At 47.4% G+C, this 15,774-nt stretch carries 18 protein-coding genes; 10 read left to right on the top strand and 8 right to left on the bottom strand.

All coding sequences use genetic code 11. The features are described from left to right. Window positions 1–288: 288 nt before the first annotated feature. The 3 genes from PSE6802_RS0106410 to PSE6802_RS0106400 all read left to right on the top strand — a co-directional run bounded on the left by PSE6802_RS0106410 (window position 289) and on the right by PSE6802_RS0106400 (window position 3,252). Window positions 289–588, top strand: a complete 300-nt coding sequence (locus PSE6802_RS0106410) for a ferredoxin (protein WP_026103107.1) — start codon at window positions 289–291, stop codon at window positions 586–588. Window positions 589–767: 179 nt separating this feature from the next. Beyond that, window positions 768–2,405 (top strand): murein biosynthesis integral membrane protein MurJ, encoded by a 1,638-nt coding sequence (gene murJ, locus PSE6802_RS0106405; RefSeq protein WP_019499222.1) that lies wholly within the window; start codon window positions 768–770, stop codon window positions 2,403–2,405. 238 nt (window positions 2,406–2,643) lie between these two features. Beyond that, a complete protein-coding gene (locus tag PSE6802_RS0106400) occupies window positions 2,644–3,252 on the top strand; it encodes a CPP1-like family protein (RefSeq protein WP_019499221.1) in 609 nt (202 codons plus the stop codon). On the opposite strand, the gene PSE6802_RS0106395 is transcribed toward PSE6802_RS0106400, so the two are convergent. Then, a complete protein-coding gene (locus PSE6802_RS0106395; protein WP_019499220.1) occupies window positions 3,233–3,631 on the bottom strand; it encodes a YraN family protein in 399 nt (132 codons plus the stop codon). The two genes, PSE6802_RS0106400 and PSE6802_RS0106395, sit on opposite strands and share 20 nt — an antisense overlap. 66 nt (window positions 3,632–3,697) lie before the next feature. Between PSE6802_RS0106395 and PSE6802_RS0106390 the strand changes: the two genes are divergently transcribed. Next, window positions 3,698–4,207: a pentapeptide repeat-containing protein gene (locus PSE6802_RS0106390; protein ID WP_026103106.1), complete on the top strand. Its 510-nt coding sequence runs from the start codon at window positions 3,698–3,700 to the stop codon at window positions 4,205–4,207. On the opposite strand, the gene PSE6802_RS0106385 is transcribed toward PSE6802_RS0106390, so the two are convergent. Together PSE6802_RS0106385 and PSE6802_RS28040 are read right to left on the bottom strand one after the other, a co-directional pair. After that, window positions 4,204–5,415 (bottom strand): ATP phosphoribosyltransferase regulatory subunit, encoded by a 1,212-nt coding sequence (locus tag PSE6802_RS0106385; protein WP_019499218.1) that lies wholly within the window; start codon window positions 5,413–5,415, stop codon window positions 4,204–4,206. The genes PSE6802_RS0106390 and PSE6802_RS0106385 overlap by 4 nt on opposite strands. A 50-nt stretch (window positions 5,416–5,465) precedes the next feature. Further along, a complete protein-coding gene (locus PSE6802_RS28040) occupies window positions 5,466–6,413 on the bottom strand; it encodes a J domain-containing protein (RefSeq protein ID WP_019499217.1) in 948 nt (315 codons plus the stop codon). Between the two features lie 305 nt (window positions 6,414–6,718). Between PSE6802_RS28040 and PSE6802_RS0106375 the strand changes: the two genes are divergently transcribed. The 4 genes from PSE6802_RS0106375 to PSE6802_RS0106355 all read left to right on the top strand — a co-directional run bounded on the left by PSE6802_RS0106375 (window position 6,719) and on the right by PSE6802_RS0106355 (window position 11,124). Next, the gene (locus PSE6802_RS0106375; RefSeq protein WP_019499216.1) at window positions 6,719–7,414 is read left to right on the top strand and encodes a response regulator transcription factor; all 696 of its coding nucleotides are present in this window, start codon (window positions 6,719–6,721) and stop codon (window positions 7,412–7,414) included. After that, a complete protein-coding gene (locus tag PSE6802_RS0106370; protein ID WP_019499215.1) occupies window positions 7,411–8,226 on the top strand; it encodes a creatininase family protein in 816 nt (271 codons plus the stop codon). Before PSE6802_RS0106375 ends, PSE6802_RS0106370 begins: the two co-directional genes overlap by 4 nt. 99 nt (window positions 8,227–8,325) lie before the next feature. Beyond that, window positions 8,326–10,449, top strand: a complete 2,124-nt coding sequence (locus PSE6802_RS0106360; RefSeq protein ID WP_036945574.1) for a thioredoxin domain-containing protein — start codon at window positions 8,326–8,328, stop codon at window positions 10,447–10,449. A gap of 102 nt (window positions 10,450–10,551) precedes the next feature. Then, window positions 10,552–11,124 carry a Uma2 family endonuclease gene (locus tag PSE6802_RS0106355; RefSeq protein ID WP_026103105.1) on the top strand — a complete coding sequence of 191 codons (573 nt, stop codon included), beginning with the start codon at window positions 10,552–10,554 and terminating at the stop codon, window positions 11,122–11,124. Here the strand turns inward: PSE6802_RS0106355 and PSE6802_RS0106350 are convergent. The 3 genes from PSE6802_RS0106350 to msrA form a co-directional block, all read right to left on the bottom strand. Then, on the bottom strand, window positions 11,119–11,532 hold the full coding sequence (locus PSE6802_RS0106350) for a hypothetical protein (protein WP_019499211.1): 414 nt from the start codon (window positions 11,530–11,532) through the stop codon (window positions 11,119–11,121). The two genes, PSE6802_RS0106355 and PSE6802_RS0106350, sit on opposite strands and share 6 nt — an antisense overlap. Window positions 11,533–11,751: 219 nt before the next feature. Further along, window positions 11,752–12,171, bottom strand: coding sequence for a hypothetical protein (locus PSE6802_RS0106345; protein WP_156815446.1), 420 nt, complete (start codon window positions 12,169–12,171; stop codon window positions 11,752–11,754). A 370-nt stretch (window positions 12,172–12,541) separates the two neighbouring features. After that, window positions 12,542–13,195, bottom strand: coding sequence for a peptide-methionine (S)-S-oxide reductase MsrA (msrA, locus tag PSE6802_RS0106340; protein ID WP_026103104.1), 654 nt, complete (start codon window positions 13,193–13,195; stop codon window positions 12,542–12,544). A 111-nt stretch (window positions 13,196–13,306) separates the two neighbouring features. Here msrA and PSE6802_RS0106335 point away from each other — a divergent pair, with 111 nt between their 5' ends. Beyond that, window positions 13,307–14,251, top strand: a complete 945-nt coding sequence (locus tag PSE6802_RS0106335; RefSeq protein ID WP_019499208.1) for an ion channel — start codon at window positions 13,307–13,309, stop codon at window positions 14,249–14,251. A gap of 141 nt (window positions 14,252–14,392) precedes the next feature. On the opposite strand, the gene PSE6802_RS0106330 is transcribed toward PSE6802_RS0106335, so the two are convergent. Together PSE6802_RS0106330 and PSE6802_RS0106325 are read right to left on the bottom strand one after the other, a co-directional pair. Continuing rightward, window positions 14,393–14,944: a tyrosine-protein phosphatase gene (locus PSE6802_RS0106330; RefSeq protein ID WP_019499207.1), complete on the bottom strand. Its 552-nt coding sequence runs from the start codon at window positions 14,942–14,944 to the stop codon at window positions 14,393–14,395. 53 nt (window positions 14,945–14,997) lie between these two features. Next, the gene (locus PSE6802_RS0106325) at window positions 14,998–15,357 is read right to left on the bottom strand and encodes an ArsR/SmtB family transcription factor (protein ID WP_019499206.1); all 360 of its coding nucleotides are present in this window, start codon (window positions 15,355–15,357) and stop codon (window positions 14,998–15,000) included. Between the two features lie 85 nt (window positions 15,358–15,442). Between PSE6802_RS0106325 and trxA the strand changes: the two genes are divergently transcribed. Then, a complete protein-coding gene (gene trxA, locus PSE6802_RS0106320) occupies window positions 15,443–15,766 on the top strand; it encodes a thioredoxin (RefSeq protein WP_019499205.1) in 324 nt (107 codons plus the stop codon). The last annotated feature ends 8 nt before the right edge of the window (window positions 15,767–15,774 follow it).

Raw genomic sequence — 15,774 nt, 5'->3', positions numbered from 1 at the left:
ATGGGTTTTTAAGCTGGACTAAAACGTGAAAACCATTGCCAAATAAGCGTTTCAGCTTTCAAGCGTAATCCGCGCTACCTGAGTTAGGACTTTAATCAATGGCTTTAGATTTTTTTGCTTAATCTATGCTTTCTTTTCGTAAGAGCGATATGATGCGATCGCAGACTCGATCGTAGGACTTAAGATTCAATGCTCGTACGTTTAAGTACAGCTTCGTCCGAAGTCAGAGTGGGTTGATTCTGCTTATCAATGATTGAACTTGCGTTTTTTTTGAGAGGGTCACTATTAATGGCAACATACAAAGTTAGGCTGATTAATCAAGCTGAAGGTCTCGATACAACTATCGAAGTGCCCGATGATGAGTATATTCTTGATGTCGCAGAAGCCCAAGGCATAGATCTTCCCTATTCCTGCCGTGCTGGCGCTTGCTCTACCTGCGCAGGTAAGGTCGTCAAGGGTGAAGTCGATCAGTCTGACCAGTCCTTCCTAGATGATGAGCAAATCGAAGCAGGCTACATCCTGACCTGTGTTGCTTATCCCCAGTCCGATCTAGAAATTCTGACTCATCAAGAAGAGAACCTGTACTAATTAATACAAGTCATTTCAATTACGATCTTCACTCCGGCTTTACTTGTTAAGTCGGAGTTTTGTTGTGTATAGCTACACGAATAGCGATTAGAACGGGATGTAGGGGTATAACCTCTGCGTGGGGGCTGCCCCCACCTCCCAAAACTTAAATTCAACTGACTACTGCTGGGATAAAAAACTTGTCTGATTCACCTTCTGATAACACAAAAAAAGTCGGTAGATCGCTGCTTAGTATTGCTGGCATTGTGGCGGTAGCAACATTGCTGAGCAAAGTTTTCGGTCTACTGCGGCAGATGGCGATCGCGGCAGCATTTGGTGCTGGCCCCGCCTACGATGCCTACAACTACGCCTACGTCGTACCAGGATTTCTGTTGATATTGCTGGGTGGGATTAACGGGCCTTTTCATAGTGCGATCGTGAGCGTGCTGTCCAAACGCAAGTCAGAAGAAGCTGCCCCCCTGCTCGAAACCGTAAACACGCTAGTAGGCATATTGCTTTTGGGAGTTAGCGTGCTGCTATTTGTATTTGCCGAGCCACTAATTAACCTCTATGCCCCCGGTTTGGGCAACACGGCGCAGGGGATCGCAACCAGAAATATCGCGATCGAGCAGTTTCGGATCATGGCACCGATGGCGCTGCTGTCAGGCTTAATTGGGATTGGCTTTGGCGCGCTGAATGCCTCCGACCAATTTTGGTTGCCGTCTATCAGTCCGTTACTGTCGAGTTTGACCGTACTGATTGGCATTGGGGGAATGGCGGTAGTTTTGCGCGATCGCATCTTCGAGCCCCAAAATTTGCTCCTGGGCGGCCAGGTATTGGCCTACAGTACCCTAGCAGGTGCGCTTTTGCAGTGGTTAGTCCAGGTGCCCGCGCAATTGCGATCGGGTTTGGGTGGGCTGCGCCTGCGGTTTGACTTCAGACAGCCAGGAGTCAAAGAGATCGTGCAAATCATGGTGCCAGCCACATTTTCCTCTGGCATGATGCAAATCAACGTGTACACGGATTTGTTTTTTGCTTCCGGGATTCCACAAGCTGCCTCGGCATTAGGTTACGCTACCTTGCTGGTGCAAACACCGTTGGGAATTTTTTCTAACGTAATTTTGGTGCCGCTATTACCCATGTTCTCGCGCTTGGCCGATCCGCATGACTGGCCGGAGCTAAAGCTACGCATTCGGCAGGGCATGATGCTAACTGCTATTACCATGCTGCCGCTCAGCGCTTTGATGATGGCTTTAGCATTTCCTCTGGTGCGGATTGTCTACGAACGCTATGCCTTTACATCGGATACTTCACAATTAGTAGCGTCGGTTTTGGTTGCCTATGGTCTTGGCATGTTTGTCTACTTGGGGCGGGATGTCCTGGTCAGGGTATTTTACGCGCTTGGCGATGGAGACACGCCCTTTCGTATCAGTGTCGTCAATATTGGCATCAATGCGGGGCTGGATTATTTGCTCGTCAAGCCATTTGGCGCTCCCGGTCTGGTGCTTGCTACCGTATTAGTTAATCTGATCTCCATGGTGGTGCTGTTGTGGTACCTCAACCGCAAATTGTACGGGTTTCCCTGGCGAGAATGGGGCATACCGCTTCTGCAATTAGTAGTTATCAGCGCGATCGCTGGGTTGAGCAGTTGGGGCATATTAAATGGCAGCCAGTACATTTTAGGCGATCGGGGACTGTGGGTACTGCTTTTGCAGGTTTGTCTGGCCGGAGCAGCAGGACTGGTTGTATTTGCGATTCTGGTGATGCGACTTGACTTACCAGAGGTTAAAACATTAGTAGAGCGGTTAAAGCAACGTTTCTTCAAATCTAAGTCCTAGGCTAGGAAAACGCTGCTCCAGTAAAAAGCTATACTATTAGCTATAAGTTATCTATGCTTGTCTATGGTTAGTAACCTATCTATAGATTTTGATATAGCTATGCCATAGCTAGCTTTGTTGTTTTGTGCTTCTAACACTAAAAGTTTAGAATTTTAGGATTAGAATATAGGCACAATTCTTAGTGCGACCGACAATAGTAAGGTGCTAGGCCACAAGTTAAAGCCACAAGTTAAAGCAGATGAGTGACCCAACCCCCTATGAAAAACTAGGAATAGATGAGGACGCTTCCTTCGAGGAAGTGCAACGCGCGCGCGATCGCATGTTAAGCGAGTTTGAGGACGACGAACTGCAACAGGAGCTGATCGAAGCAGCCTACGATGCCGTGTTAATGGATCGCCTCAGAGCCAGGCAGGAAGGCAAAATCAAAGTGCCAGATCGCATACGCTTCCCGGAAAGGTTAGTTGCCAACGTACCCCCGGTGGCGCAGCCTGGCCCTACAAAATCTGCATCTACGTGGTTATCGCGTTTGGTTGACAACCCTTCTCGCCAGGACGTTTTGGTTTCTCTGGGGGTGTTTGCAGGGCTGGGTGTATTTAACTTCCTTATACCAGCCGCCTCGCCTACCTGGTTGGCTCTTTCCCTGTTATCGAGCATTTACTTCCTTAACCGTAAGGAAAATCGGTTTGGGCGTTCGGTCTTGCTAGCTCTGATGGGTCTGGTTCTGGCTGTCCTATGCGGGGTGATGCTCAACCAGGTAAGGCTCATGGTGGCTCCAGGAGTACCGCCTAGCGTTGCCACGATTTTAATGTATATAGTTATGTGGCTGGTTACGTGTTTTCTACGCTGAAACCTGCCTCGACGTATTCTTTTAGCTTCAGCATTTGCAAATCCCTTGTTTCGCTCCTTTGGACGAGGGCAATGTCAAAGCGGCAGTCCAGGTTCGCCAGTTGGGGATGTCGTTTGAGAAACTCTGAGGCTGCAAGGTAAAGCCTTCTCTGCTTTTGGGATGAAATCGCCAGTAAGCCGTTCTCATCCCAGTTGCGATCGCCCCTTGTTTTCACTTCCACAAAAATTAACCAGTTGCGATCGCGAGCCACGATATCTAGCTCGCCCCAGCGGCAGTGCCATTGCATGGCAAGCACTTGCCAGCCGTTTTCCTTTAGTAGATCGGCTACTAAATTCTCGCCAGCATTACCAGCTTGCCTAGTTGAAATTTGCCTTGCCAAAATCGACCGTAGATTTGCTATGAATTTACTATAGGGGCAGAGAATTATATAAATACCATTACAGCTATGAACTTATTTAAAAATACCTGTAAATCACATCTATACAGGCTGGGAGCAATGCTCGCAATTTGCCTGCTAGTTCTGGCGCTTGGCAGTCCTGTAACTCTAGCAGAAGATTATGACAAGGAATTTCTAGCGGGTTCGGACTTTTCGGGCAAAGTTTTACAAGGATCTCAGTTTAACAAGGCCGACCTGAGAAATGCTAAGTTTATCGGCTCTGACCTCAAGGGGGTCAGTTTCTTTGGCGCTAATATGACTGGTGCTGACTTTACTAACGCCGATCTCAGATACAGCACGCTCGATACATCGCGGATGGATGAGACTAACCTGAAGAATGCCCTATTAGAAGGAGCATTTGCCTACGGTACGAACTTTACTAAAGCTCAGATCGAGGGTGCTGACTTTACGGATGTCGACTTGCGTAAAAATGTGCGCGAAAAACTGTGCCAGTATGCTAGTGGCACTAATCCGGTAACTAAGCGGCAAACCCGCGACACGCTTGAGTGCAATCTTTAAAGTAAAGATTCCATCTCGATCGCGTCTTCGCCTTTAACCCAGGCAATTTGCTGGATGCCTCGCGATCGCGCGCGATCGCGTACTTCCTGCTGCGATCTAAATTCCAGCTCGATCTCGATTGCTTGCTGTGGAAATTGTTGCCGCAGACTGGCAGCATGGCTAAAAGTAGCATTGACCAAGTTGGTTGCGCTCGGCGCTACTAGACAGGTATTTGTGTGTCCGCGAGTCGGTAGATTGTGCAATAACACTTTTTGCAGATCTTCGAGGTTGAGACAAAATCCAATACTGGGGAAAGAAACCCCCTGAGGGTGATAAATACCCAAGAGGCGATCGTAACGACCGCCTTGGGCAACGACACGACGATCGCTAACCACCTCAAACACAATACCCGTATAGTAATCAAATGTCTGAATCAGGCTGAGGTCGATAATGAGGGCATCGGGCGGCATGTGAGTTTGCCATAGTTCCACCAGGGACTTGAGATGGTTAATCTCGGTCGAGCGATCGCTACTCTCAGCAATCCATGTCAAAGACGATAAGCGAGATAATACATCCGGCGCGGCACCGCGCAGATCCAGCAGTTCTAAGGCTCGCGATCGCGCCTCGTCAGAAATAGGTAAATTCTCTAAAGTGATACGGTCTAGATGGGCAAGGCAATGACGAATCTTGTCGCGGTATTGCTCGGGGAAAGAATTAAGCAATCCACTGGTGAGACCAGCGTCGCCAAGGATAATTTTCCATGCCGGCAATTCAACTTGCTGAAGACAATCGGCTAACAAGAGTAAGATTTCGCCATCAGCCAGCAACCCCGCACCACCCAGCAACTCAACGCCGGTTTGGTAATATTCCTGCTGACCCGGATATCCCCCCGCTGGGATCTGACGAAATACATTGGCATTGTAATAGAGGCGTTGCGGGCAACTAGATCGATCGCTACCAAGTCGGGTTGCGTAGGCGCGGGCGATCGAGGCGGTTAACTCGGGCCGCAGCCCCAAAACATCCGTACCATTACCCAACAACTGTATTACTGCTTCTGGCTGTACGGCACCGCCAGCTACTAAGGTCTCTAAGCGCTCCAAAGTAGGTGTAATGATGCGCTGATATCCCCAAGCTTGAAATACCTTTTGGACGCGGCTCTCAATCCATCGTTTTTGCACCACATCCAGTGGCAGGAGATCCCTGGCTCCTGTAGGTAGCTGATGTACCATTTACTTCTCGATTCATATGTACCTCCGCTATCTTAGCGCCAAAGTGCCGGTCAAGAACCGCCTAACCAGCCAAAGAAACCACTACCTTTTTTAGTCTTATCAAGGTTAGTGCTATTGCTGGGTGCATTCGTGCATTTTGCGATATTTGCTAAAGCTAGCGGCTCTCTAGGGTTAAGCTTCAAGGCTTGCTGAAAACTCACTTTTGCCATACCCATAAGCTTTTGATTGAGATATACTACGCCCAGTAAGGCGTGACATTTGCTATTAGCGCGATCTAGCTGTAAGGCAGCGCGTAATTCCGCCAGAGCCATGTTCCATTGACTTTTACTAATGTATTCCTCCGCCAGCAGTAGTTGGTTTTGCACTCGTTGGGGCGATCGCTCTGAGATATCTCCTTTTTGACTATCCCGAGCAGAAAGTTGTCGAGTGGAAGGCCGAGCCTGCGATGCAACTGGATGAGGTTCTCGGTTATTACTGCTGCCCTGGGCGGCTTCAAACAAAGAAGGATGAAATCCTTCCTGATACATAATGTAAATTAAATTTAGCTCGCTAAGCTGGGCTGTATATTCTAAAACTTTGTCTAACGATTTGTACTGTAGTTTAGCAATCTCCTCTACAGACTCTAAGTAGTGTAGTTCGCTAGGCGAGTGGAGCAATCTTTTGGCAATTTCCGATTTGGGAGTCATCTTTAACTCTCGCTTCACTAAGCGCTTGGCGATCGCTTTGAGCAGAGCAGAATATTCATGCCGCTCTCTGTCCTGCATGAGCATGTTGTAAGCGGGGCTAACTAACTTAGCCAGGTATTGGCAGGCGCGGTGTCTTTCTTCTGGGGAGCCTCCAGACACATCGGGATGGAGGTTTCTCGCAATACTCAAGTAGCGCTTGCGGATTTGGGAGGCATCAGCGGTAACTGGCAAGCCCAGCACGGCGAAATAGTCATTGGAATTATGTTGACCAATGCCTCGATCGATTTTAAATGTTTGCAACGTCTCGTTCATAATACTTTTCCCGTCTCAGAGGATTCGCCGTCCAGGTCTGTGGATTTCTAGTTACGAGGTTACCCATCTAGGTTAAACTTTCGATCGCAGTAAAATAAATATCACCATGTAGCTGCAAACATCTCGATCCATATTTAGGGGGGTGTGGTGGGAAGCAGCCAGGGTTTCTTTCCGTATAAATCGTTTTAAGCTTTTTAGTCATAGCTGTACCAACAATGTTCAAACCGTCTATAAGCAAAAAGTCATAACTGCCAAAAATTTGCGAATTCCGGCACCCATATGCGAATTTCTGCCCTTAAAGCCCTATGAGGATCCTGATTGCTGAAGATGAAGATGAAATTTCTGAGACCTTGAAGGAGGCGCTCAGTTACCAACAACATGTGGTTGACGTGGCTAGCGATGGGCAGACCGCTTGGGAATTTGTGGAAGCGTTCGCCTATGACTTGATCTTACTGGATGTAGTTTTACCCAAACTAGATGGCATTGCTTTTTGTCAAAAGCTGCGCCAACAGGGCTATCACATGCCCGTATTGATGCTTACAGCCAGGGGTTCCCTGGATGACAAGATCGTGGGCCTGGATGCTGGGGCGGATGATTACCTGCTCAAGCCTTTTGAGTTAAAGGAGCTAGAAGCCAGGATTCGAGCCTTAATGCGACGCAGTAGCGATACTTTACCACCTATATTGCGATGGGGTAAGCTACAGCTTAATCCTAATACCTGCGAAGTAGTGTATGAAAATACACCCGTTCATCTCACACCTAAAGAATACAGCTTGCTGTGTTTATTTCTGCGCAATAGCAACCGCATGTTTAGTCGGAGCGCGATTATAGAGCAGTTGTGGTCGTTTGAGGAGCCGCCGGGGGAGGAAACCGTGAAAATGCACGTTAAAAGTTTGCGTCACAAGCTCAAACTTGCCGGTGCTACAGAAGATCCCATTGAAACCGTCTATGGTTTGGGCTACCGTCTTAGGCAAAGGAAAGTAAAGGACGATCGCCCATGATGCACAGTTTCATTCCACCCGAGCGTTTCTTTCCCTATTTAACCTGGAACGAGATCGATAATCTGCCAGATAAGTCTAACGTAGTAATTATTCAGCCGATGGGGGCGATCGAACAGCATGGGGCGCATTTACCCTTAGTCGTTGATGCGGCAATTAGTATGGGTGTTTTGGGTAAAGCTCTGCAAAAACTCGATCGCAGCATTCCTGCCTATAGTTTGCCGCTGCTTTACTACGGCAAATCCAACGAGCACTGGGGTTTTCCTGGCACGATCGCGCTCGGTGCCCAGACCTTGACCGCTGTTTTAATGGATCTGGCAGACAGTATTTACAGTGCCGGATTTCGCAAATTAGCTTTAATGAATTCCCACGGCGGTCAGCCCCAAATATTAGAGTTCGTGGCGCGGGATATTCACCAAAAATATCCAGACTTGATGGTTTTCCCCCTATTTACCTGGCGGGTACCCAATATTGCCAAAGATCTGATTACTGCCAAAGAGTGGGAATTTGGAATTCACGCTGGCGATGCGGAGACCAGTTTAATGCTGGTGCTGCTGCCCGAGTACGTGCGGATGGATCGGGCGATCGCGGAATATCCCCAAGGATTGCCAGAAAACAGTTTATTGAGCATGGAAGGTGCTAACCCCTTTGCCTGGGTGATGAAGGATTTAACGCGCAGTGGCGTGTTGGGCGATCCAACTACGGCGACCAAAGCAAAAGGCGAACGCTTGCTAGAATCGCTAGCAGATGGATGGGCGCAATTAATTACCGATATTTACAAGTTTCAGCAGCCACAGGCATGGCGGATTAAATAGCTAAATGTATGTTTCAGAGCCAAAAAACTGACCGCTGAAAGCTGACTGCTGAGAGATCTCTATCATAAAATCCAAATTAAGAGCGTCATCATATACATTATGCCCAATCATCTTGCCCAGTCTCAAAGCCTTTATCTGCGCAAACATGCGGAAAATCCGATCGATTGGTGGCCGTGGTGCGATCTGGCCATAGAAGCGGCGCGATCGCAGGATAAACCCATCTTCCTGTCCATTGGCTACTCTAGCTGCCATTGGTGCACGGTGATGGAGGGCGAGGCTTTTTCCGACACGCCGATCGCTGACTATATGAACGCTCACTTCATCGCGATTAAGGTAGATCGAGAAGAAAGGCCGGATCTCGATAGCATTTATATGCAGGCAGTGCAGATTATGGGCGAAAGTGGTGGCTGGCCGCTTAACCTATTTTTGACCCCCGACGATCTGGTGCCCTTCTATGGCGGTACTTACTTTCCGATCGAGCCGCGTTACGGCAGACCGGGTTTTCTCAGGGTATTGCAGTCGATTATCCAGATTTATCAAGATAAACGCCAGGAGTTAGCCGATTACAAGGCACAAATCGTACATAACCTCAACCTGGTTGCGCAAGTGGTAGCAAGCGCCGATGACTCGGCTAGTAACCTAGGCATAGATGCCCACACACTAACTGCGGGTCTGGTTAAGTGCGCTCAAGTACTAGTCAATCGCGAAACTGGTACCTGTTTCCCAATGATCCCCTACGCAGATCTGGTTCTCCGTTGCCATCAGTTACAGCCAGATTTACAGCCAGATTTCCAAGAGCGGGCAGAGCAAAGAGGCATAGATTTATGTCTGGGAGGCATCTACGATCGCGTCGCGGGGGGCTGGCACCGCTACACCGTCGATCCTACCTGGACGGTGCCGCATTTCGAGAAGATGCTGTACGACAACGGCCAGATTATGGAATTTCTGTCTAATCTATGGTCTTCCGGCTTGCACGAACCGGCTCTAGAAAGCGCGATCGCCCAAACCGTACTCTGGCTGAGGCGGGAAATGCTCACCCAAGAGGGTTATTTCTACGCCTCCCAAGATGCTGATAGTGAAGGTAAAGAGGGTAAGTTTTGGGTATGGAGTTACAACGAACTCAAGAAATTGTTGACAGAAGCAGAGCTATCGCAATTAGCTCAAGAATTCACCGTCACCCCCAATGGCAATTTTGAAGGACAAAACGTACTCAAACGCCGCCACCTTGGCAGTTTGTCTAGCATTACCGAAGCCAGCTTAAATAAGTTATTCCGCAAGCGCTACGGCGAGTATTCGCTGCCGACCGATGCTTTCCCCCCGGCGCGCAGTTCCGAACAGGTAAAAGCTATTAATTGGCCGGGACGAGTGCCGCCCGTAACCGATACCAAGATGATCGTTGCCTGGAACGCTCTGACGATCTCTGGCTTAGCCAGAACCTATCAGGTATTTGGGGCTGAATCCGATCGCCAGTTAGCGATCGCTGCCACCGACTTTATTTTGCAGAATCAGTGGGTGGGTAATAGCAAAGCCTATGAAGGCAAACGACTCTATCGTGTCAGTTACGATGGCAATCCTTCGGTAGTAGCGCAATCGGAGGATTACGCGCTCTTGATTAAGGCATTACTCGATCTGCAACAAGCCTGTTTGGATATGGATATCTATACCGAAGATAACCTGGCTGACATATATCTCAACAAGGCTTTGGAGATTCAATCGGAATTCGATCGCGCCTTTTGGGATGAGACCAGTGGAGGTTATTTCAATACCGCTGTCGATAGCAGCGAATATCTCCTGGTAAGAGAGAAAAGTTATCAGGATAATGCGACTCCATCGGCGAATGGCATCGCGATCGCCAATTTAATTAGATTAAGCTTATTGAGCGATCGCTCGGAATATCTGGAAAAAGCTGAAGCGGCTTTGCATAGTTTTGGACAAGTAATTAGCAACAGTCCAGTTGCCTGTCCTAGCTTGCTGAGTGCGGCGGCGTGGCTGACAAATCGTACTTTGGTGCGTACAACAGTGGCGCAATACCAACAACTGAAGCAACAATATCTACCGTTTGTAGTATTCCAAATCGATATCGACTTACCAAAAGATGTGTTAGCGATCGTCTGTCAAGGATTTGCCTGTCTGGAACCAGCAACATCACCGGAGCAATTACAGGAGCAATTAGCAACCTTGCAGGGGCGATCTATGCCTTCTAAATCCTCCAATTCCGTATGATGCAACCGCGATCGCCAGGTTGTAAGCTGGAAACCACGATCGACTTGCGATCGCCTATCATAGGAAGGAAGCGCACAATATAAGAGTGGGAGATTGGCGATCGTGACCGCAACAGCCAAGCTAAAACTAACCTTTGAGGAATATCTGCAATACAATGACGGTACGGATAACCGCTATGAGCTTGTTGACGGGGAGCTTGTTTTAATGCCGACTGCCAGTGGTATGCACGCCCTAATCCTGGTGTTTCTGTTTAAGCTACTCGATCGCGAAATTACCAGGTTGGGTTTGAAATGGACGGTAATGCCAAGTAATGTAGGAGTTCGCACAGCGGAAAGCAGATCCCGCATTCCCGATCTGGTAGTTCTCTCAGAAGAGCAAACGGAAGCCATTAAGACAATGTCATCGGTGGTATTACAAGTGCCGCCACTCCTGGTCGTGGAAATTGTTAGCCCAGACGATCCAGCACGAGATTATCGTTACAAGCGCTCTGAGTATGCTACTCGCGGAATTCCTGAATATTGGATTATCGATCCCGTTCAATCTAAGATAACCGTACTGATACTAGAAGAGGGGCTGTACGAAGAAACCGCGTTTGTGGGAAGCCAACAAATTGAGTCTAGTATCTTCCCAGACTTAAAATTCAGTATCGCTGAGATTTTATCAACATGTTTATGATAATGGAAATCGATATTTAACTCCACCATTTTCGCTCACATCAAAATCGGCATTTAACTCCCGTGCTTTTCGATCTAAATATTGCCGTGCCTCCGCTAGCGGAAGTTTTGCTTCTAAGGCAAAATCAATTGTCGCTATGCTACCTGCATTTGCCTTGAGCATCTGCAAAAAGGTTGATTCAACCTGCAACAAGCTATGTTTTTGCTTCACCCTGGCTTGTCTGCGCGCATCCAAAATCATCCAGATCCCGGCTGATGTAGGTGGAACCCCCAATAACAATCCTCCTAGAGCTGTACTGCGATCCTTTTCTGTTTGATTTGGTTTCAGGACTGACGCAGTAGTAACCGTTAGGAACATGAACCCAATGGTAAATAGAACTCCTACAGAGATTTTTTGCCAAAAATTCATAGCTGCAACTCGCTCGGAATCAAATGAACTACCTCATCGCATAGTCTATAGCCTCAGGGGCGCAATTTGTAATATCAAATCCCGATTTGTTAACCCCTTTTCTTGAAGTCTGCGCAGGCAGACTTTGTTTGTGTAGCCGATACTTTCAGATATAAGGTGGGCATTGCCCACCCTACAGTCGATCGCTAGAGACGATGATGGTGATGTTTCTACCATTATCTACCGATTAATCTGTTCCTCAACAGAATGACCAGCTTGCTCGCAGACATAGTTCAACATCTTATGTGACGCATAAGTAGTCACATCCACGAGTTCAGCCCGGTATTCATCAGCAAACCGATGCCAGCGATCCAATGACTCGTGACAATTAACCTGAGCTTGATTTCTAATAAGCCTGCTAGAAGTCATGTAGTCAAAATTAACTGCTCCTTGCCTTCCTTGTCGCCTAATTGAGTTGGGAAACGCAGAAATCACTGTCTCCCCTGTGTCTGCACCTCTGAAACTGCAAATATATTCCCCATTTTGCAGATACTCGCATTTGTCAGGTCTTGATTCCGATCGCGATTGAGCCATCGCGGTCAACGGGGTAGAAATTGCAACCAAAAGTGAAATAAAAATCGGTAAATATACACTCTTCATATGCCCCTCCATCTAGAAGATAAATTCCCACCCTTCGCATATCCTTCACATATAGCGTTTTCACTTCAGATACCACCCACACATAGTGTTATTAAGATTGCTTATACACTATCGACAGAATTTGAAAGCACTGAAAGCGCTACCTGTAGCGATCTGCGAAATTTTCTCCTTACTTTTATGCTAGCAAATTATTGTGAGGAACGCGTGAGAGTGTATGATACCCAATGATTAGAAACTGTTTAAAAAGACTGATATAGCGGTTTTCATCTGAAAACCGCTATACCGAATGTTCCAATGATAGAGTCAACCTGGATATAAGGTGGGCATTGCCCACCCTACAGTCGATCGCGAGTTTTTACTGGAAATCGCTTTAAGCTTCTGCCATGACAGGTAAACTGACATTGCATCCACCTAAACCGCAATATCCATTGGGATTTTTAGCTAGATATTGCTGGTGATAGCCTTCGGCATAGTAAAACTCTGGCGCATCCAGGATCTCGGTGGTAATTTTGCCATAACCTTTGGCGCTGAGAGCTTCCTGGTAGCGATCGCGGCTGGACTCGGCCAATTGCTTTTGGCTGTCGGAATACGTATAAATACCAGAACGGTATTGGGTGCCAGTGTCGTTGCCCTGACGCATACCTTGGGTCGGATTGTGATTTTCCCAGAAAATCTTGAGTAAGGTTTCGTAGCTCACCATGCTCGGATCGAAGACAACAAATACAACTTCATTGTGCCCGGTCATGCCACTACAAACCTCTTCGTAGGTGGGGTTGGGGGTGTTACCTGCCGCATAGCCGACAGCAGTGACAAAGACACCTTCCTGCTGCCAAAATTTGCGCTCTGCGCCCCAGAAACAACCCATACCAAACATCGCAGTTTGCATGCCCTCTGGAAAGGGAGGCTTGAGGGGATTGTGGTTGACGTAATGCGCTGGCGGCACGGGCATAGATGCAGTCCGTCCTGGTAATGCCTCTTCAGGTGCAGGCATTGTGAGCTTTTTACCAAATCCGAATAACGCCATGAGTTTTACCGCGATTGTTAAAAAATAAGCTGTACACTCCCCATTGTAGATGTTGTACTCTGGTGCCAGCAAAAGCTCACATTCGTGCAAACCGAACTTTGCAAAGCCCACATGCAATTCCGACCCCAAAATCAATCTAGAAACCAACGCCAACGACGGTTACCGCGCATTCGCATTATGCTCCGCGACGGTAAATTTGAAATTGTTGGCATGAATGTCTGGTATTACTATTGGCGGGAACCCTATCACTTAATGCTGACGGTTCCCTGGTTGGGTTTTCTAGCGATCGTCGTGCTGGAATACTTGCTAGTTAATGCTCTATTCGCCCTGGCTTATTTGGTCGGAGGAGATAATATTGCCAACGCTCAACCTGGCTCTTTCCCAGATGCTTTCTTTTTTAGCGTCCAGACATTTGCTTCCATCGGTTATGGATTTATGTATCCTAAAACCGTCTATGCCAATATCATCGTCGCGATCGAAGCGATCGTCGGTCTGATCGGAATTGCGGTAACGACGGGTCTGGCATTTGCGCGATTTTCGCGTCCTACGGCGCGGGTACTGTTTAGTCGAGTGGCAGTAGTAGCACCGCACGAAGGCAGTCCTACTTTGACTTTTCGAGCTGCGAATCAACGTCGCAATCAAATCCTGGAAGCCCAGTTGCGGGTGTACTTATTGCGCGATGAAATGACAGCGGAAGGGCATTATATTCGTCGCATCCACGATCTCAAGCTATTGCGACACCAGACTCCTAGCTTTGCCTTAACTTGGCAAGCAATGCACCCAATCGATCGCCACAGTCCTCTGTATGGCATGACGGCTGAGTCTCTAAAGCAAACAGCAGCTATGTTAGTGGTTTCCTTAAGCGGTCTGGATGAAACAGTTGCCCAAACCGTGCATGCCCGCCACATGTATCACGCTAGCGATATCCTATGGAGCCACCGCTTTGTGGATGTAATTACTCACACATCTGATGACAGTCATCGCTATGTTGACTATAACTACTTCCATGATGTTGTTCCATTGGAAGAAACTCGTAGTGGAACTACAGAGATTTAACTGGGAGTAATACTAAATCTGTACGAATTATCCCTGTATTGCCTGGCGACTAGAAGTCGGGGCTACACGAGCAAAGTCTGCCTGCGCAGACTGTGAGAACAGGGGGTAACAGATCGGGATTTGATATAAATTCAATATCAGTCATAGATTAGAGATATTTCTCCTTACCTTCTCTACGTTTAATCGATTGAAATAGCACTCTGGATTGCCGATACCTGCGATCGCTTGCTCGATCCATTCAAATCTGACCTCTCCTTCACTTAACAAATACTCATCAACAATTACTTCATCTGGAATCTCTAATATCTTCAATAGGGTAGCAACTACAACTCCTGTCCGATCTTTGCCAGATGTACAATGTATCAACACTGGATATGCTAAATATTCATCCTCAAAGACCTTGATTACTTTATTTAGCCATATCCGCACTTGGCGATTGCTAGTTTCATATTTCTCATAGTTATTTGAGATCGGGAAATCAAAAACATATGCCCCAAATGTTTGAATATCCTTACTCTTTCGCAGGTTAATAATTGTGCTCGGATTGTATATCTGTGCTGCTGAAGTAATAAAATCGAGCTTGCCACCACGAAACAGCTTACCTATGGGTAGTAGAGATCGAGAGGATATTATGTTAACACATTCTCCTATATCTCGGAAATTAACGCATCCTTTTGAGAAATCTAAAGCCATTTTTAATTTGCAATAGAAGAGTAGATATCTACAATCTGTACGGGTTATGGTATTTATGTTTGCATACAAACTGGATCTTCACAGGCAGATTGCAATACAGCATTAAGCAACCCAGGGAAAAGTGCATCAAGATCGCTGCGGCGCAGAGAATTAATTAGTTGCGTGCCTTCCTTGCGCGAATACACCACGCCAGATTCGCGCAAAATCTTAAAATGATGCGACATCGTAGATTTGGCGATCGGTTTGGGACTGATGCTAGTGTTATCGGCGATCGCGCAATCTAGCGCGCAGCATGGCAGCTCGCCACTTGTTGACAGGCGCTTTACAATTTCCAGACGCACGGGATCGCCTAAAGCATAGAGAACCCCTGCTAAGGAAATATCTTTGCGATCGGGATGATATAGAAGCCTCATGGCCTTGCATTATCTCATATCTTGCATTATAGTTTAATTATTCGAGAATGTCGAACAATTAAACTAACCAACCAGGAGGTTAGACATGTCGGTTGTTACCCAGATTACGGATTCTACATTTCAGCAAGAAGTATTGCACAGCGATCTGCCGGTTTTAGTGGACTTTTGGGCACCCTGGTGCGGGCCTTGTCGGTTAGTTTTACCAACCGTGGAAGAAGTAGCAGAGCAATATGACGGGAAAGTAAAGGTGGTCAAGCTCGACACGGACGAGAACCCTCATGTTGCTCTTGAATATGGCATCCGCAGCATTCCTACTCTCATGATTTTCAAGGAAGGACAAAAGGTTGATATGGTCGTCGGTGCGGTGCCTAAAGCAACCCTCACTATGGTGCTGGAAAAACATATTTAGTTTAGATC

Origin of the sequence: Pseudanabaena sp. PCC 6802, from assembly GCF_000332175.1 — a bacterium.
In the GTDB taxonomy this organism is placed as follows: Bacteria; Cyanobacteriota; Cyanobacteriia; order Pseudanabaenales; family Pseudanabaenaceae; genus PCC-6802.
This window is presented reverse-complemented; position numbering and strand designations above follow the sequence as displayed.